The sequence below is a fragment of the Inquilinus sp. NPDC058860 genome (assembly GCF_042743185.1).
In the GTDB taxonomy this organism is placed as follows: Bacteria; Pseudomonadota; Alphaproteobacteria; order DSM-16000; family Inquilinaceae; genus Inquilinus.
The window spans coordinates 44,850-61,138 of the sequence record NZ_JBHYMS010000017.1 but is presented as its reverse complement, the minus strand read 5'-3'; the positions used below and the strand labels follow the sequence as shown (position 1 = coordinate 61,138).

General features: G+C 72.2%; 14 protein-coding genes. 5 read left to right on the top strand and 9 right to left on the bottom strand.

Annotated elements, in window-relative coordinates:
• Positions 1 to 47: 47 nt before the first annotated feature.
• Entirely contained in the window at positions 48 to 332 is a 285-nt protein-coding gene (locus ACFW16_RS14175; protein ID WP_380305940.1) for a GNAT family N-acetyltransferase, read from the bottom strand.
• Positions 333 to 520: 188 nt separating this feature from the next.
• Here ACFW16_RS14175 and ACFW16_RS14170 point away from each other — a divergent pair, with 188 nt between their 5' ends.
• Positions 521 to 1,762: a class I SAM-dependent methyltransferase gene (locus ACFW16_RS14170; protein WP_380305938.1), complete on the top strand. Its 1,242-nt coding sequence runs from the start codon at positions 521 to 523 to the stop codon at positions 1,760 to 1,762.
• A gap of 41 nt (positions 1,763 to 1,803) precedes the next feature.
• Here the strand turns inward: ACFW16_RS14170 and ACFW16_RS14165 are convergent, their stop codons facing one another.
• Positions 1,804 to 2,988: an MFS transporter gene (locus ACFW16_RS14165; RefSeq protein ID WP_380305936.1), complete on the bottom strand. Its 1,185-nt coding sequence runs from the start codon at positions 2,986 to 2,988 to the stop codon at positions 1,804 to 1,806.
• 123 nt (positions 2,989 to 3,111) lie between these two features.
• Positions 3,112 to 4,263 carry a GSCFA domain-containing protein gene (locus ACFW16_RS14160; protein ID WP_380305934.1) on the bottom strand — a complete coding sequence of 384 codons (1,152 nt, stop codon included), beginning with the start codon at positions 4,261 to 4,263 and terminating at the stop codon, positions 3,112 to 3,114.
• Positions 4,264 to 4,463: 200 nt separating this feature from the next.
• On the opposite strand from ACFW16_RS14160, the gene ACFW16_RS14155 reads away from it, so the two are divergent.
• Complete coding sequence (locus ACFW16_RS14155; RefSeq protein WP_380305932.1) at positions 4,464 to 5,357, top strand: LysR family transcriptional regulator; 894 nt, start codon at positions 4,464 to 4,466, stop codon at positions 5,355 to 5,357.
• Positions 5,358 to 5,360: 3 nt separating this feature from the next.
• Here ACFW16_RS14155 and ACFW16_RS14150 read toward each other — a convergent pair whose 3' ends face one another.
• The 3 genes from ACFW16_RS14150 to ACFW16_RS14140 all read right to left on the bottom strand — a co-directional run bounded on the left by ACFW16_RS14150 (position 5,361) and on the right by ACFW16_RS14140 (position 7,506).
• Positions 5,361 to 5,882, bottom strand: a complete 522-nt coding sequence (locus ACFW16_RS14150) for a GNAT family N-acetyltransferase (RefSeq protein WP_380305930.1) — start codon at positions 5,880 to 5,882, stop codon at positions 5,361 to 5,363.
• A complete protein-coding gene (locus tag ACFW16_RS14145) occupies positions 5,879 to 6,529 on the bottom strand; it encodes a glutathione S-transferase family protein (RefSeq protein WP_380305928.1) in 651 nt (216 codons plus the stop codon). Before ACFW16_RS14145 ends, ACFW16_RS14150 begins: the two co-directional genes overlap by 4 nt.
• Positions 6,530 to 6,603: 74 nt before the next feature.
• Positions 6,604 to 7,506 carry a LysR substrate-binding domain-containing protein gene (locus ACFW16_RS14140; protein WP_380305927.1) on the bottom strand — a complete coding sequence of 301 codons (903 nt, stop codon included), beginning with the start codon at positions 7,504 to 7,506 and terminating at the stop codon, positions 6,604 to 6,606.
• A 102-nt stretch (positions 7,507 to 7,608) separates the two neighbouring features.
• Between ACFW16_RS14140 and ACFW16_RS14135 the strand changes: the two genes are divergently transcribed.
• Positions 7,609 to 8,811, top strand: coding sequence for an MFS transporter (locus tag ACFW16_RS14135; RefSeq protein WP_380305925.1), 1,203 nt, complete (start codon positions 7,609 to 7,611; stop codon positions 8,809 to 8,811).
• A gap of 3 nt (positions 8,812 to 8,814) precedes the next feature.
• Here ACFW16_RS14135 and ACFW16_RS14130 read toward each other — a convergent pair whose 3' ends face one another.
• Positions 8,815 to 9,354: a methylated-DNA--[protein]-cysteine S-methyltransferase gene (locus ACFW16_RS14130; RefSeq protein ID WP_380305924.1), complete on the bottom strand. Its 540-nt coding sequence runs from the start codon at positions 9,352 to 9,354 to the stop codon at positions 8,815 to 8,817.
• Positions 9,355 to 9,406: 52 nt separating this feature from the next.
• The gene (locus tag ACFW16_RS14125; protein ID WP_380305922.1) at positions 9,407 to 12,676 is read right to left on the bottom strand and encodes a hypothetical protein; all 3,270 of its coding nucleotides are present in this window, start codon (positions 12,674 to 12,676) and stop codon (positions 9,407 to 9,409) included.
• Positions 12,677 to 12,811: 135 nt separating this feature from the next.
• Between ACFW16_RS14125 and ACFW16_RS14120 the strand changes: the two genes are divergently transcribed.
• A complete protein-coding gene (locus ACFW16_RS14120) occupies positions 12,812 to 13,543 on the top strand; it encodes an SIMPL domain-containing protein (protein ID WP_380305920.1) in 732 nt (243 codons plus the stop codon).
• Positions 13,544 to 13,597: 54 nt separating this feature from the next.
• Here ACFW16_RS14120 and ACFW16_RS14115 read toward each other — a convergent pair whose 3' ends face one another.
• The gene (locus ACFW16_RS14115) at positions 13,598 to 14,041 is read right to left on the bottom strand and encodes a lytic transglycosylase domain-containing protein (protein ID WP_380305918.1); all 444 of its coding nucleotides are present in this window, start codon (positions 14,039 to 14,041) and stop codon (positions 13,598 to 13,600) included.
• Between the two features lie 154 nt (positions 14,042 to 14,195).
• On the opposite strand from ACFW16_RS14115, the gene ACFW16_RS14110 reads away from it, so the two are divergent.
• The gene (locus tag ACFW16_RS14110) at positions 14,196 to 16,268 is read left to right on the top strand and encodes a 3-hydroxyacyl-CoA dehydrogenase NAD-binding domain-containing protein (protein WP_380305916.1); all 2,073 of its coding nucleotides are present in this window, start codon (positions 14,196 to 14,198) and stop codon (positions 16,266 to 16,268) included.
• The last annotated feature ends 21 nt before the right edge of the window (positions 16,269 to 16,289 follow it).

Here is a 16,289-nt window from a genome sequence, read left to right as displayed (position 1 = left end):
TCCGGAAATTCTTGTCCGGCAAATCTGCGGGGGCGCGGCGGACAGCGTCAACCGCGATCGGCGGCCACCAGATCCGCGTCATCCGGATGCCGCTCGATGAAGGCGGCGATGAAGGGGCAGAGCGGCCGGACGGTCAGCCCGGCGGCGCGAATCCGGTCCAGCGTGCCGCGCGCCAGGGCGGTGCCGACGCCGCGGCCGGACAGCGCCTTCGGCACCTCGGTGTGGGTCAGCGCGACCACATCGCCCTCGCGGCGGTATTCGACGAAGGCGGTGACGCCGTCGACCACCATCTCGTAACGGCTCAGCGCCGGATTGTCGGCCACCTCGGCCATCGTCCTCTCCTTCGGATTCGCCTCGGCGAGTATGGCCCGGCGGTCCCGTCGTGACAAAAAGGGTACACAAACACTCCGAGGCATGATCCAACTTTGCCCTTGAACAGGGGATCGCCCCGGCATCCGGGTTCTCGGCCATGCCCGACCCGCGCCAGGCGGCGACGGATCAAACGAGAGATTTGGGCAGGATGTTCATCGCATTTCTGAAATCGATCGTCCGGGACGGCAACCTGCGGGTGATCGACGCCGCCGGCGTCATGCACAAGGTCGGCGACGACTCGCCGCCCCGCGCGGTGATCCGGCTGAAGTCGCCGCGCCTGGCCTACACGCTGATGCTCAATCCGGGCCTGGCGCTGGGCGAGGCCTATATGGACGGCCAGCTCACCGTCGAGGAGGGCTCGCTCTACGACTTCCTGGCATTGGTGGCGAAGAACCTGAAGGTCGACCGCCATGGCTGGCTGGCGCTGATCGAGCGGGTGACCCGCGGGCTGAAGCAGCACAACCCGGTCGGCAAGGCGCAGCGGAACGTCGCCCATCACTACGACCTGTCGGCCGAGCTGTACGACCTGTTCCTCGACGCCGACCGCCAGTATTCCTGCGCCTATTTCGCCACCCCCGGGGACAGCCTGGAGACGGCGCAGCTGAACAAGAAGCGGCACATCGCCGCCAAGCTGCTGTTCGACCGGCCGGGGCTGAAGACGCTGGACATCGGCTCCGGCTGGGGGGGCCTGGGCCTCTACCTCGCCCGCGAGGCCGGGGCCGAGGTCACCGGCGTGACGCTGAGCACGGAGCAGCACAAGCTGAGCACGGCACGGGCGGTCGCGGCCGGCCTCGAGGACCGGGCCAAGTTCCACCTGCGCGACTACCGGCAGGAGGCCGGCCCCTATCAGCGCATCGTCTCGGTCGGCATGTTCGAGCATGTCGGCAAGCGCAACTACGCCGAGTTCTTCGCGAATCTGCACGACCTCCTGGCCGATGACGGCGTCGCCCTGATCCACTCGATCGGCTATTCCGACACGCCGGGTCCGATCAATCCTTTCATCCGCAAATACATCTTCCCCGGCGCCGATCTGCCGACCCTGTCCGAGCTGGCGACGATGGCGGAGCGCCACGGCCTGTTCGTCACCGATGTCGAGGTGCTGCGCATCCACTACGCCGAGACGCTGCGGCACTGGCGCGAGCGCTTCATGGCCCGCTGGGCCGATGCGGCGAAGCTGTATGACGAGCGTTTCTGCCGGATGTGGGAGTTCTACCTGGCGCTGTGCGAGGTCGGCTTCCGCTACCGCACCACCGTGGTGTTCCAGCTGCAATTCGCCAAGCGCATCGACACCGTGCCGATCACCCGCGACTACATGGTCGAGCGTGAACGGGCGATGGCGCTGACCGACGGCGGCGACAGCCTGCCCGAGCCGAGCCGGGCCACCGCCTGACGCGGAAACGGCCCGCCGGAGTCGGCGGGCCGTTCAGAGGATCAGGAGACGCAGTCCGCGGCCGGGACCAGGGCCGGGGCGCGGCGGTCGAGCCGCAGGCTGACCATGGCCACCGCGACGCCGACCAGGGGCACCAGCGCCGCGACCCAGGGCACGGCGGCGAGGCCGGGCCCGTGCTCGATCACCTGGCCGCCGAGCCAGGCCCCCAGCGCGTTGCCGAGGTTGAAGGCGGCGATGTTGAAGCTCGAGGCCAGGCTCTGGCCGGCGCCTTCCGCCTTCTCCATCACCCACATCTGCAGCGGCGCAACGGTGGCGAAGCCGGCGGCGCCGACCAGGCCGACGAAGACCACCACCAACACGGTGCTGTGCAGGGCGAAGGTCATGAGGCCGAGCACCACGGCCAGGACCAGCATGCTGCCCAGCACCGTCGGCACCAGCCAGCGGTCGGCGAATCTGCCGCCGAGCAGGTTGCCGACCACGAGACCGCCGCCGAACACCAGCAGGATCGGGGAGACTGCGGCCTCCGACAGGCCGGTGATCTGCGTCAGGATCGGCGCGATATAGGTGAAGACGGCGAAGACGGCGGCGAAGCCGAGCACGGTGGTCAGCAGGCCCAGCAGCACCGGGCGGCGCGCCAGCACCTTCAAGTCCTGCCGCCAGTCCGACTTCTCGGCCGGCGCCTCGTCCTTCGGCACGGCGACGGCGATCACGGCGAGGGCGACCAGACCGACCGCGGTCACCGCCCAGAAGGTGGCACGCCAGCCGAAGCCCTGGCCCAGCCAGGTGCCGAAGGGCACGCCCAGGATGTTGGCGACGGTCAGGCCGGTGAACATGATGGCGATGGCCGAGGCGCGCTTCTGCACCGGCACCAGGCCGGTGGCGACCACCGAGCCGACGCCGAAGAAGGTGCCGTGGGCGAAGGCGGTCAGCACCCGCGCCGCCATCAGCGTGGCGTAGTCGGGCGACACCGCGCAGGCCAGGTTGCCGATGGTGAAGATCACCATCAGGCCCAGCAGCGCGGTCTTGCGCGACATCCGGCCGGTCAGGGTGGTGAGGATCGGCGCGCCGGCGACGACGCCGAGCGCATAGCCGCTGAGCAGAAGGCCGGCGGTGGAGATCGAGACGCCGAGATCGGTCCCGACCTCCAGCAGCAGGCCCATGATGACGAATTCGGTGATGCCGATGCCGAAGGCACCGACCGCGAGGGCATAGAGGGCGATGGGCATGACGGCCACCTTGCGATGAAAGCTCACCGCTAGATGGCCGCCGAGCTTGGCTTGAACTATGCTTCCGAGAAGCCAATCAGTTGTGACGTGGCTTCCAAGGTGTCGAACCCCCGATCATCCTCGCTACTCCGCCGCGATCGCCGTCCCCTGGGCCGCACGGCGCGCCGCGATTCGCTGCTGCCGCCGCTCCGCGCGGATCTTCGCCCGCTCCAGCTCGCGCCTGCGCTTCGCCGCCGCCAGCCGGGCGGCCTTGCGCTCATCCGCCGTCTCGGCCTCCTGCAGCGCCACGGCGGCATGGCCGAGCTGGCCGATCAGCCGGTCCTGCCGCTGGGCGTAGCGGAACGAGGCCAGCAGCGCCTCGTCGTCCATCGCGGTCCGGCAGTAGTAGCGCTCGAACACCTTCATGTTGAAGTCGAGCACATGCGAATAGACGTGCCGCCGATCGTCCCGCCACTGGTGGCTGAAGCCGTGCATGACGATGTCGTAGCTCGGGAAATAGAACAGCCGCGGATCGTTCGGCGCGTTGCGGCGGAAGAACTCGTCCATCGCCGAGCGCAGGATCGCCTTCGACACCGCATTGGCCGACAGGCAGGTCACCGGCCGGAAGGTGGCGGTCAGCGGGATCGGCGATACCGTGAACAGCACCGCCGCATCCGGCCGGAAGGCGCGGATCAGCGCATGGATCGCCTGCAGGTTCTCCAGGGTCTCGGCATGGCTGGCGACCCGAAACTTGTGCCGCGACGGGTCGTGCCTGTCCTTCGGCACCGCCCGCCAGAACACCTCGCCGGTCGGCTCGTCGTACCACACCTCCGACAGGCCGAGGGTGATGACGAACAGCTCCGCCTCGTCGAACAGCGCCTTGGTGCGCAGCCGGACGGCTTCGTCATAGCCGAATTCGGCGGCATCGTAGCCGTGCCACAGCTCGGCCTGCGGCGTCTTGCCGAGCCATGCCCATTCGAACTGCTGGCGGATGGCGAAGGTGTTGACCATGCCGTCGCCCATCTTCGAGACATAGGCGAGATTGTCGCGCTTGGTCAGCACGTTGAAGCCGGCCTTGTGCAGGTACCGGCTGATGTTCTCGGCGAAGCAGGAGCCGAAGGCGACGATCGGCGTCTCCTTGGTGACGAACCGATCCGCCGGCATCCAGCCCTTGGCAAAATATTCGGAGACGACGCTGCTGCGCTCGAGCGACTTGTCGCTGGGATAGAAATTCGTCGTCTCGCCACGGAAGAACGACGCACTCGCCTTGCGTCGAACGCCATCCTGTTCGATCACGATAGTCGACATCCTCTCCCCCATTGTATCGGATCAAGCCCCGTCGCGCACGGAACCGTCCACACCTCGGACTCTGTTTTGATGCAGCGCAGCATGACACGCCTCGGCCACGAAATCTACCGCCGATTCGACATAAATTCATCGAAACCAGATTTCGAAGACTACAAAGTACAAATGTTAAGAATTCCCGTGAGGAAGCCATGAACATCAATCGGTCCGGCGAGATGGAAGTCTTCGCGCGGGTGGTGGAGGAGGGCAGCTTCTCCGCCGCCGCGCGGCGCCTCGGCCTGACTCCTTCCGCCGTCGCCAAGCTGATCGGGCGGCTGGAGGACCGGCTGGGGGTCCGCCTGCTGGCCCGGTCGACCCGCAGCCTGCGGCCGACGCCGGAGGGCGACCTGTTCTACGACCAGGCCAGCCGCATCCTGGCCGACATCGCCGAGGCCGAGGCCGGCGTCTCCGGCTCCTCGGCACCGCGCGGGCGGCTGCGGATCAGCGCTTCGATCCCCTTCGGCACCCATTGCGTGGTGCCGCTGCTGCCGGAGTTCCGCACCCGCTTCCCGGCGGTGACGCTGGATGTCAGCCTGACCGACGAGGTGGTCGACATCCTGGCGGAGCGCACCGACGTCGCCATCCGCCATGGGCCGCTGCGCGACAGCAGCCTGCAGGCCCGCAAGCTGGGCGCCAGCCGACGCCTTCTGATCGCCGCGCCGTCCTATCTCGAGCGGCGGGGCACGCCGCGGACCCCCGCCGACCTGGCGGCGCACGACTGCCTGACCTTCAACTATCGGCGCAGCTTCACCGACTGGATCCTGGCCGGGCCGGACGGGCCGCGGCCGATGCAGGTGACCGGCCCCTTGGTGGTCAACAACGGCGAGACGCTGCGCCAAGCGGTGCTGGCCGGGATGGGGATCGGCCGCACCGCCCTCTATCACATCAGGGACGACCTGGCCGCCGGCCGGCTGGTCGAGCTGCTGCCGGACCACGACCCGCGCGAGACGGAGGAGATCCACGCCCTGTTCCTGGGCCGCGGCACCATGCCGGCCCGGGTGCGCGCCTTCATCGACTTCCTGGTCGAGCGGCTGCGCTTCGACTGAGCTCTACCCTCGCGCCGCCAGCGCCGGGAGGTCATCCCAGACGTAGAGCAGGTTGTGCGAGCGCCAGAGCGGGCCGGGGTCGGTGTAGGCGCCGGCGCGGCGGCCGCCCTGGGCCTCGTAGAAGGCGATCGCCGGATCGTTGCCGACCACGACGCCGAGGCCGAGCGCCGCATAGCCCCGTTCGGCCAGCGCCGCGGCCAGGGCGGCGAGCAGCCGGCGGCCGATTCCGCGGCGGGCGAAGCCGCGGCCGACATAGAGGTACTTGACCTCGCCCCGGTCGCCGAAGGCGGGGTCGCCGGGCGGCCCGGCCAGGCCGAAGCCGGCCAGCGCCCCGTCGATCTCGGCCACCAGCGTGATCTGCGCCGGATCGGCCAGGATCGCCTCCCACCGCGCCTGCCGGCGGGCGACGTCGAGCGCGGCCGCGGCCTCGGGCGGCGCCAGGTCGCGATAGGTGTCGTGCCAGACCGCGACATGCAGCGCCGCCAGGGCCGGCGCGTCGGACGGGACCGCGGGGCGCAGGATCATGCTGCCGCCGGCGCCGCGTCCCGGGCCTGGGCGCGCTGCACCGCCGGACGAGCGGCCAGCGTGGCGAGATAGGCCGCGAGCGTCGGCGTCTCCGGCAGCTTGCCCCAGCCCTGCAACCATTGCAGCAGCGACCCGATCAGCACGTCGGCGGCGCTGAAGCGGGCGCCCAGCAGATAGGGCCCGCCGGCCTGCAGCGCCATCTCCACCCGCCGCAGCGCTTCCGGGAAGGGGCACCAGCCGATGGTGCTGGCCGGCGGCTCCTCCCGCCGCGGGAACACCGAATCGGACAGCGCGGGCTCCAGCACCGAGGGGCAGTAGCCGATCCAGGTGGCATAGGCGGCGCGCTCACGCGAGCCGACCGGCGGCGCGAGGCCGGCCTCGGGCAGAGTGTCGGCGACATAGGCGCAGATCGCGGCGCTCTCGGTCACCACCGCCGGCGGCGACCAGTCCCCGGCCGGGCCGCGGTCGATCAGCGCCGGCACCTTGCCGGCCGGGTTGATGGCGAGATAGGCGGGGTCCTTGTGCGTCGCCTTGGCGAAGTCGTGCCGGGCGACCTCGAAGGGCACCCCCGTCTCCTCCAGCAGCCACAGGATGCGGGCGGAGCGGGAGCGCGGCGCATGGTGCAGGATGAAGCGCGGCGTGGTCATGGCCGAAGATCCTCCCCGGGAACGTCGTTGCGGCGGCAGTGAACCACAGATGCGGAGTGTGAAGCGAGAGGACTTCAGCCCGGGTCGGCCGCCCCGTCCGCGACCTCGCGCACCTCCTCAGCAAGCCAGGCGCGGAAGGCGGCCAGCTTCGGCGACCGCCATGTCGCGGGACGGGCGGCGACGTAATAGGCGAAGCGGGTGGGCCAGGGCCGGTCGAGCGCCAGCACCAGCCGGCCGGCGGCGATCTCCTCCTCGACATAGAGGTCGCGGATCAGCGCCAGCCCCTGGCCGGCGACCGCCGCCCGCACCAGCAGCAGGTCGCTGTCGAAGGCGGGGCCGCGCTCGGCCCGCGGGTCCTCGATCCCCTGCGCCGCCAGCCACAGCCGCCAGTCGGCCCGGTCGCCGTCCTGCAGCAGCGGATAGGCCAGGCAGTCGGCCGGCGCCGCGATCGGCGGGCCGCGGCGCAGCAGCGCCGGGCTGGCGACCGGCAGCAGGCGCGGCGCCAGCAGCGGCTCCGACACCAGCCCCGGCCAGTGGCCGAGGCCGTGGCGCAGCACCACGTCGACCCGGCCGAGATCGGCCAGCGCCGTGGTCGCCTCGACCCGCACCTCGATCCCGGGATGGCGGGCGGTGAAGCGCCCCAGCCGCGGCACCAGCCAGGAGGCGGCGAAGGCCGGCGCGGTGCTGACCGTCAGCGTCTCCCGCCGCCCCTCCGCCGCCAGCAGGTCCAGAGCCTCGGCCAGCTGGTCGAAGCCGCGCTGCACCAGCGGATGCGCCCGGGCGCCGGCCTCGGTCAGGCGGATGCCGCCATGGTCGCGCACGAACAGCGCCAGGCCCAGCCGCTGCTCCAGCAGCTTGAGCTGCTGGCTGATCGCGCCCGGGGTCACGCCCATGGCCTCGGCCGCCGCCTTGACGCTGCCGCGCCGGCCGATCTCGGCAAAGGCCCGGAGGCCGAGGAGAGGAAGGGGTCCGGTCATGCCTCCGGTTTAGCCCTTCTAAACTCGAACCGCATGGAATCTCGTTTGCTTGGCCGCTGCCGACCCGGCGAGACTTTAGCCGGTCTGGCAAGGAGCGACATCATGCGGGAACGGGCGCCGGGCGGCCGCTGGGTCCTGGTCGGCATCGGCTTCGCGGCGCTGGCGCTGTCCTTCTCGGTCCGCGCCGTGCTGGGCCTGTCGATGCCGGCGATCGAGGCGGAGCTGGGCTGGGACCGCAGCTTCCTGTCGGGGGCCAGCGCGCTGGCGCTGTGCGTGATGGCGGCGATGGCGCCGCTGATGGGCGCCGCGGTCGACCGCCACGGCCCGCGCCGCCTGCTGGCCGGCGGCCTCCTGCTGATCGCCGCCGGCGCCGCGGTCGTCGCCGCGGGCCGCACCACCGCCCTGTTCCTGATCGGCTTCGGCATCGTCGCCGCGATCGGCTTCACCGCGGTCGGCACCAACATCGTGGCCGCGGCGGTGGCCCGGCGCTTCAGCGAGGGGCGCGGCCTGGCCACCGGCATCGCCACCGCCGGAGCCACCGGGGGACAGCTGGTGCTGGTGCCGCTGGTGGCGCTGCTGGCGGCGGGCCCGGCCTGGCGCGGCGGCTTCGCCGCCATGGCCGCCGCCTGCCTGGTGCTGGGCCTCGCCGCCTGGGCGGCGCTGCGCGGCACGGCAGCGCCAGCCGCCCCATCGCGGCAGGAAGCCGGCGCCGGCGGCCCGACGGCGCTGCTGCGCAGCCCGGTGTTCCACCTGCTGTTCTGGAGCTTCGCCATCCGCGGCTTCACCGCCACCGGGGCGATCGAGACGCATCTGCTGCCCTTCGCCGCCCTGTGCGGCTTCCCGCCCCTGCCCAGCGCCACCGCCTATGGCGTGCTGTCGGCGATGAACGTGGCCGGGATGGTGCTGGCCGGCTGGCTGACCGACCGGGTCGACCGGCCGCTGCTGCTGGCCGTGATCTACCTGGCCCGGGCCGCCAGCTTCGTCCTGCTGATCGGCATCGGCCCCGACATCCGCTGGCTCTACGTCTTCGCCGTGATGTTCGGCCTGTTCGACTACGCGACCGTGCCGGTCACGGTCAGCCTGACGGCGAGCCATCTCGGCACCGCGCGCCTCGGCCTGGCGATGGGGCTGATCTCGGCCGGCCATGCCGCGGGCGGCGCGCTCGGCGCCTTCCTCGGCGGGGTGGTGTTCGACCGCTTCGCCGATTACGCGCCGCTCTGGGCCGGCTCGATCGGCCTCGCCGTCCTGGCCGGCCTCCTGGCCTTGCTGCTGCCCCGTCGGGTGCGGCAGCCGGCGGCGGCGTGAGGGTCAGACCGCCGGTGGCCTTGCGCCCTCCAGCTCCAGCAGCGCCGCCTTGCGGTGCAGGCCGCCGCCATAGCCGGTGAGGGTGCCGTCGCTGCCGACCAGGCGATGACAGGGCACGATCACCGAGATCGGGTTGGCGCCGTTGGCGGCGCCGACGGCGCGCACGGCCTGCGGCCGGTCGATACGCTGGGCCAGGTCGCGATAGGTCAGGGCGACGCCGCAGGGGATGTCGCAGAGCGCCGCCCAGACCCGGCGCTGGAACGGCGTGCCGAAGGGCGCCAGGGGCAGGTCGAACACCCGGCGCCGGCCGGCGAAATATTCGCCGAGCTGATCAGCGACCGGGCGCAGCGCGGCGGGGTCGGCCGGGCCCGTCTGCAGGCCCTGCCGAGCCACGCGGCGCTGGCTGAAGGTCGGGGTGCCGTCGGCGCCCTCGAAATCGAGGCCGACCAGGGCGCCCGTGGCGTCGAGCAGGGCCAGCATCGGGCCGAGCGGCGTGTCGACCGGCCCGGCGGCGATCGGGGGAACGGGCTCGCCAAGCATCATGGCCATATCCCACCCGGCGAGGCGGGCGCCGGCAACCCGAATCTTGCGGCGCTCATGCCCCGGCGGGCCGGCCGTAGCGCCGCCGCTCCCCGCCCCGCTCCAGCTCCACCGCCACATCCGGACGCGCGGAGGGCAGCAGCGGATCGAACAGCCTTTCGCCGAAGCTGCGCTGCAGGCCGAAGACGTGGCGCAGCATCAGGTTGGTGGTCAGGCCCGGCCCGCTGGAATAGACCCGCCACCCGCCATCGGCGGCGATCGCCCCCTGTTTCACCAGGGCCCAGTCGGCGCCGGCGGCATACCGGTCGGCGAAGGCGGCGTCGCTGGAGCTGAAATAGGCGTTGCGCTGGCGCGGCGACGCGTTCGGCACCACCTCGGTCGACGCCACCGGGCTGGCCTGCAGCAGGATCCGCCACACCGAATCCGCCTCGCCATGCGCCGCCATCGCCTCGCCGGCGCGCAGATGGGCGTGGGTGTACATCAGCCCGATCTCGCGGCCGAAGAAGGCGGCGGATTCGGCGCGGCGGAACAGGGTCTCGACCCCGCCGCGATAGGCCACCGGCCGGTCCATCAGCCGGATGCCGTCGGGGAAGGTCAGGTGGTCGCGGATCAGCCCGAGATGCCGCTCCACCGCCTCGCCCGCGAACAGCCCGGCGATCAGCGCCCGCTTCATCGGCAGCAGCGAATAATGCAGGCCGGTACGGGTGTCGTCCGGGTGCAGCAGCAGCTCGGCCACCGTGCCGTCCGGGTTGAACACGGCGTAGCCGGCCAGCACCCCGTCGCGCACCAGGTGGCGCTGCAGGTCCCAATGCATCGCCCCGGCCAGGGCCTCGATCTCGCGCGCCTTGGCGGCCCGGCCGGCATGGTCGAGCACCCCGGCCCAGCGGCCGAGCTGCTGGATCAGCAGGGCGACGGTCCAGGCGCTGACCATCCAGTCGCGCAGATGCGGATCGACCGGCTGCAGCGAATCGTTCCAGTCGCCCTCGCCGTAGCGCAGCAGCCGGGTGCCGGGGATGAACCGCTCCTGCACCACCGCGACGATGCGGTCGATATGGGCCGAGATCGGGTCCTGCCGCCCGGTGCGGGAAAAATCCTGCTCGTTGCGCCAGGCCACGGGCTCGTCCAGGAAGGCCATGTCGCCCGTGGCCTCGATGTAGTCGCACAGCGCCTTCAGCGGCCAGACGATGACGTCGCCATGGGCGTGCCGGTCCTGGATCGGCGAATACGGCTCCAGCATGAACCATTGCGGCCAGTCGCCCCGGCCCTCGTATTGCTGGGCGAAGACGGTGCGCAGCACCTCCTTCGCCGCGGCGTCGTGCTCCAGCGCCAGCAGGAACTCCAGCGCGCCCTGGCAGACGTCGCGGGTGCCCCAGGCGCCGCCGGTGTACTGCTCGAGGCCGTGCGGCACGGTCAGGTGGATCATCGCGTCATGCGCCAGCCAGGGGAAGGCGGCATCCAGCGCCGCACCCTCCGACCCGCCGCCGGTGACCCGCAGGCCGCGCGTCACCTCTGCCCAATGGGCGTTGGCCGAGCCCAGCATCTCGTCGAAGGACACGCCGGCAGCGTAGCGGTCGGCCAAAGCGGCGGCCGCTTCCGGGTCGGTCAGCGCGCCGGTGACGGCGAAGCCGAAGCCGGCGACCGCCCCGGTGCGCAGCGCGATGTACCCGCCACCGCGGCCCTGCCCGTCGGCATGGAGCAACTCGTCGCCGCCGATCGCCTCGATTGCCTCGGGGGTCGGAGTGACCAGGTGATAGATCGAGTCGGGATAGCGCTGGCCCCACAGCCAGTCCGGGTCGGGGCGGAAGGCGATGCGCTTGCCGGCGGCGTCGATCGAGACCCGCCCGGCCTGCTCCAGCTCGCGCTCGCCGAGCACGAGATGGCCGAGGACGAGGAAGCGGCAGGGCGCGCCCTCGACCTCCACCCGCCACTGCATCGCCGTGTCGGCGCCGGAGACGGCGGCGCGGACGATGACGGTGCGGCCGCCGAAGCGGTAGATCCAGCGGGCCTCCGCCAGCCCCATCTCGAAGGCCGAGGGCACGGAGAGCAGGCGCCAGCCTTCCCCGGCATCGGCCAGGATGCGCAGGCCGGAGGCGCGGGTGATGTTGTAGGGGTCGCGCGAGACCGAGAACAGCTTGTGGAACGAGGTGTTGCCGACGGTCAGCTGGGCGGCGAAGACGCCATGCGCCCAGACCGTGGCGCAGAGCAGGCCGTCGGTCGGCAGCAGCGCGGCGCCGGAGCGCAGCAGCGCGCCATGGCGGCGGCGCAGGTCGCGCTCCTTGGCCCGCAGCGCGACGTGCCGGTTCAGATTGCCCTCGTCGACGAAGAAGGATTGCAGCGCCCCGTCGTGCGTCTCCTCCAGCCGACGCGCCGGCCAGAGACGGTCGAGCGTGGCGGTGTCGAGATCCTCGGCCACCAGCGGCGGCGCGTCCTGCAGCAGGCCGCGCACCGGGGTCTCCAGCGCCACCTCGGCCGGGCGGAAGGCCTCGGTGGCCTTGAGCGCCTGGTCGACCACGGCCAGGTCCGCATCTGCGGACGCCGCCTTGTGGTCCGGCACGAACAGGCCGAAGAAGCTCCAGGTTGCCTTGGCACCGGGCGTCAGTGCGGCTGGGGCCGAGGCGATGGCCGGGCAGGCGACCTCGTGCTGCAGCCGCTCGCCCGGCAGCGCGCCGGTCACCTCGGCCCGGTCGCGGAAGCCGGGGCCGAAGCTCTGCGCCGCGTCGGTGGCGAAGCCCGCCGCGCCCTCCAGGCAGCCATGCGCCACCCAGGGGATCCGGCCGCCCTGGGCCAGGGCCTGGCGGCTCATCACCACCGGCCCGAGGCGCGGGTGCCGGGCGATGTGGTGGTCGATATATTGCGAGGCATAGGCCTCGTTGTTCATCAGGAAGCCGCGGCTGCCGAGGCCGATATCCTGCAGCAGCACCGCCGAGACCTTGGCCGCGGCGGCGCCCCGGTTCTCGACCTCGACCCGCCACAGCCAGAGATCGGCGTCCGGCGCCAGCCACAGGGTGACGCGATGCACCAGGCCCTCGGCCTCTCCGGCCCAGACGAATCGGTCCTGCCCGATCCCCGCCTGCAGCCGCGCTGTCGGCCCGACCGCTTCGACCACGCGGCCGTCGCCGAGCCGCAGCAGCACCCGGCCGATGCCGCCGGCGATCGGCGAGCCCAGCACCTGGTTGACCAGCACCGGGTCGCTCTTGTCGTCCGCCCGGTGCGACAGGGCGAAGATCGTGCCGTTCGGCAGCAGGGCGGCGGCGAGGCCGGTGCGGTTGGCGATCCGCCGCAGCCCGAGATCGGCGTCGCGCGGCAGGATGAAGTCGGCCGTCATGTTGCGTTCCCTCCGTCCGAGAATCCCTTCTACCCCGGCCCGGAGCCGCTGCCTATGGGACCCGATGCCTGCCTTGGCAGCGTCGCAATTCGCCCCTCTACTGCGCCCCAACCGCAACCCTTTCGGGATTCGACCATGACCCGATTCCGTTCCAGCCTGCTCGCCGCCGCCCTGCTCGCCGCCGTGGCGGTGCCGGCCACGATCGCCGGCACGGCGCCGGCCCTGGCCGCCGAGGCCGCCGCGCCGACCCTGACGATGACCGGCGAGGGCACTGCCGGCGCCGCGCCCGACCAGGCCACCATCACCAGCGGCGTCACCAGCGAGGGCCAGTCCGCGCGCGAGGCAGTCGACGCCAACAGCAAGGCCATGGCCGCGCTGATCGACGCCTTCAAGAAGGCCGGGATCCAGCCCGCCGACCTGCAGACCAGCGGCTTCTCGGTGCAGCCGCGCTATGCCGCGCCGAAGGAGGGCTCGGGCGAGGCGCCGAAGATCGACGGCTATGAGGTGCGCAACCAGGTGACGGTGCGGGTGCGCGACCTGACCAGGCTGGGCGCAGTGCTGGACACCGCGGTCGCCACCGGCTCGAACCAGATCGACGGCGTCGGCTTCGGCCTGGCCGATCCGGCGCCGGTGCTGGACAAGGCGCGCGAGGCCGCGGTGGCCGATGCCCGGCGCAAGGCCGAGCTGATCGCCAAGGCCGCCGGGGTGAAGCTGGGCCGCATCCTGGCGATCGCCGAGCCGGGTTCCGAGCCGCCGCGCCCGATGATGGCCGCCTACGCCATGGAGAAGATGGCCGCCGTCCCCGTCGAGGCCGGTGAGAGCGAGTTCAAGGCACGGGTCAACGTGACCTGGGAGATTGCTCAGTAAGGAGCCGGCTCAGCCGCCGCAGTGACCGTCGAGACTGCGCTGCAGTCTCGACGGTCACTGGCCCTGGATGACGTGGATCGCCTCGTAGACCCGGCGGACCTGGTCGGCGTAGGGGCGCCCCGTCTCCAGGTTCTCCGGACCGGCATTGTAGGCGGCGACCGCGGACCAGATGTCGCTGCCGCCGGTGGCGACGCGCATCTCGCGCAGGATCTCGCCGCCGACCAGGAGGCAGACGCAGCGGTCGGCCAGCAGCGCCTCGCGGGTGACGCCGAGCGCGGCCAGGCGGGGATAGTGGATCGAGTTGATCTGCATCATGCAGACATCCTCGCTGCCGTTGCTGTTGGCCGCGTTCACGGCCTGCTGGCGCCAGCGCGTCTCGACATAGGACATGGCCAGGATCAGCTCGGTCGGCACCCCGGCCTGCAGGGCGGCGCGGGCCATGCAGTCCCCGGCCGAGGCCGGCCCCGGCAGCAGGGCCAGCGCCGTCACCGCCGCCACGGCCGCCCGCCGTCCATTCCGTCCCCCGTGAGCCATCGGACCCCGCCTGCTGCGCCGTCGGAAGGACCCGAAGCCTATACCATCCGGCTTGCGGATCAATGACATCGGCCTATACCGAAGGCCATGCCGATGTGATCCGCCGACGGGAGGACCGATGGAGAAGGTGCGCAGCACGGTCGAGGACGGCATCGCCGTCGTCACCATCGCCAGCCCGCCGGTCAACGCACTGGACGCCGGCGTCCGCGCCGGGCTGGCCGAGGCGGTGCGCCGCGCCGATGCCGACCCCGCGGTGCGCGCCATCGTCATCGCCGCCGAGGGCCGCACCTTCATCGCCGGCGCCGACATCGGCGAGTTCGGCAAGCCGCCTGTGCCGCCCTCCCTGCCCGAGGTGATCGATGCCCTCGATTCGGTCGGCAAGCCGGTCGTCGCCGCGATCGGCGGCGCGGCGCTGGGCGGCGGGCTGGAGGTGGCGCTGGGCTGCGACGCCCGCATCGCCGGCCCGGCCGCCAAGCTGGGCCTGCCCGAGGTCAAGCTGGGGCTGATCCCCGGCGCCGGCGGCACCCAGCGGCTGCCCCGGCTGATCGGCGCCGCCCCGGCGTTCAGGCTGATGGCCGACGGCGCCCCCACCTCCGCCGCCGAGGCGCTGAAGCTCGGCATCGTCGACGCCGTGGCCGAGGGCGACCTGCTGGCCGCGGCCAAGGCCAAGGCGCTGGAACTGGCCGGCACGAAACGGCGGACCCGCGACCTGGACCGGCAGCTGCAGCCGGGCGGCCGCGAGGCCTTCGAGCGGGCGGCAGCCGAGGCGCTGAGGCGCAGCCCGGACCTGCCGAACATCGCCGCCCTGGCCGAAGCGGTGCGCGCCACCTTCACCGAGACCTTCGAGGCCGGGCAGGCGCTGGAGCGCGCCCGCTTCGTCGATCTCGTCGCCGACGACCGGTCCAAGGCCCTGCGCTACGCCTTCTTCGCCGAGCGCGAGACCGCCCGGGTGCCGGGGCTGGCGAAGGACACGGCGCGGCGGCCGGTCGCCCGCGCCGCGGTGATCGGCGCCGGCACCATGGGCGCCGGCATCGCCATGTGCTTCGCCAATGCCGGCATCCCGGTCACCGTGATCGAGACGGGAGAGGAACTGCTGGCCCGCGGCCTGGACCGCATCGCCAGGACCTATGCGTCGTCGGTGCAGCGCGGCAGCCTGTCGGCGGAGGAGCGGGACCGCCGCCTGGCGCTGGTGACCGGCAAGGTCGGGCTGGAGGCCGCCGCCGACGCCGATGTGGTGGTCGAGGCCGCCTTCGAGGACATGGATCTGAAGCGGCAGATCTTCGGCACGCTGGACCGGGTGGCCAAGCCCGGCGCGGTCCTGGCCACCAACACCTCCTATCTCGACGTCGATGAGATCGCCGCCGCGACCGGCCGCCCCGGCGACGTGCTGGGGCTGCATTTCTTCAGCCCGGCCAATGTCATGCGCCTGCTGGAGGTGGTGCGCGGCCGCGCGACCGCGCCGGAGGTGCTGGCCACCGCGATCGACCTGGGCAAGCGGCTGGGCAAGGTGCCGGTGGTGGTCGGCGTCTGCCGCGGCTTCGTCGGCAACCGCATGCTGGCCCGCCGCACCCAGGAGGCCGAGCGCCTGCTGATCGAGGGCGCGCTGCCGCACGAGGTCGACGCCGCCCTGACCGGCTTCGGCTTCCGCATGGGGCCCTTCGCGGTCAGCGACCTGGCCGGGCTGGACATCGCCTGGCGCAACCGCAAGTCGCTGGGCCAGAAAGCGCCGGTGGCCGACGCGCTGTGCGAGGCCGGGCGCCTGGGCCAGAAGGCGGGCCGCGGCTACTACCTCTATCCCGAGGGCGCCCGCAGCGGCGTGCGCGACCCGGAGGTGGAGGCGCTGCTGCAGCAGGTCTCCGCCCGGCTCGGCGTCACCCGCCGCCCGATCCCGGCCGAGGAGATCGTCGAGCGCCTGGTCTACCCGATGGTCAATGAGGGCGCCCGCATCCTGGAGGAGGGCATCGCCGCCCGCCCCGGCGACATCGACGTCATCTGGATCAACGGCTATGGCTGGCCGGCCTGGCGCGGCGGCCCGATGTTCCATGCCGACCAGGTCGGGCTGCAGACCGTGGCGGCCCGGCTGGAGGCTTTTGCCGCCCGCGGCGAGCCGGCCCTGGCGCCGGCGCCGCTGCTGTGCCGCCTGGCCGAGTCCGGCCAGGGCTTCGCCGGCTGGACCGCACCGGGGCGTTGAGCGGCCGTCCGAAGGACGATC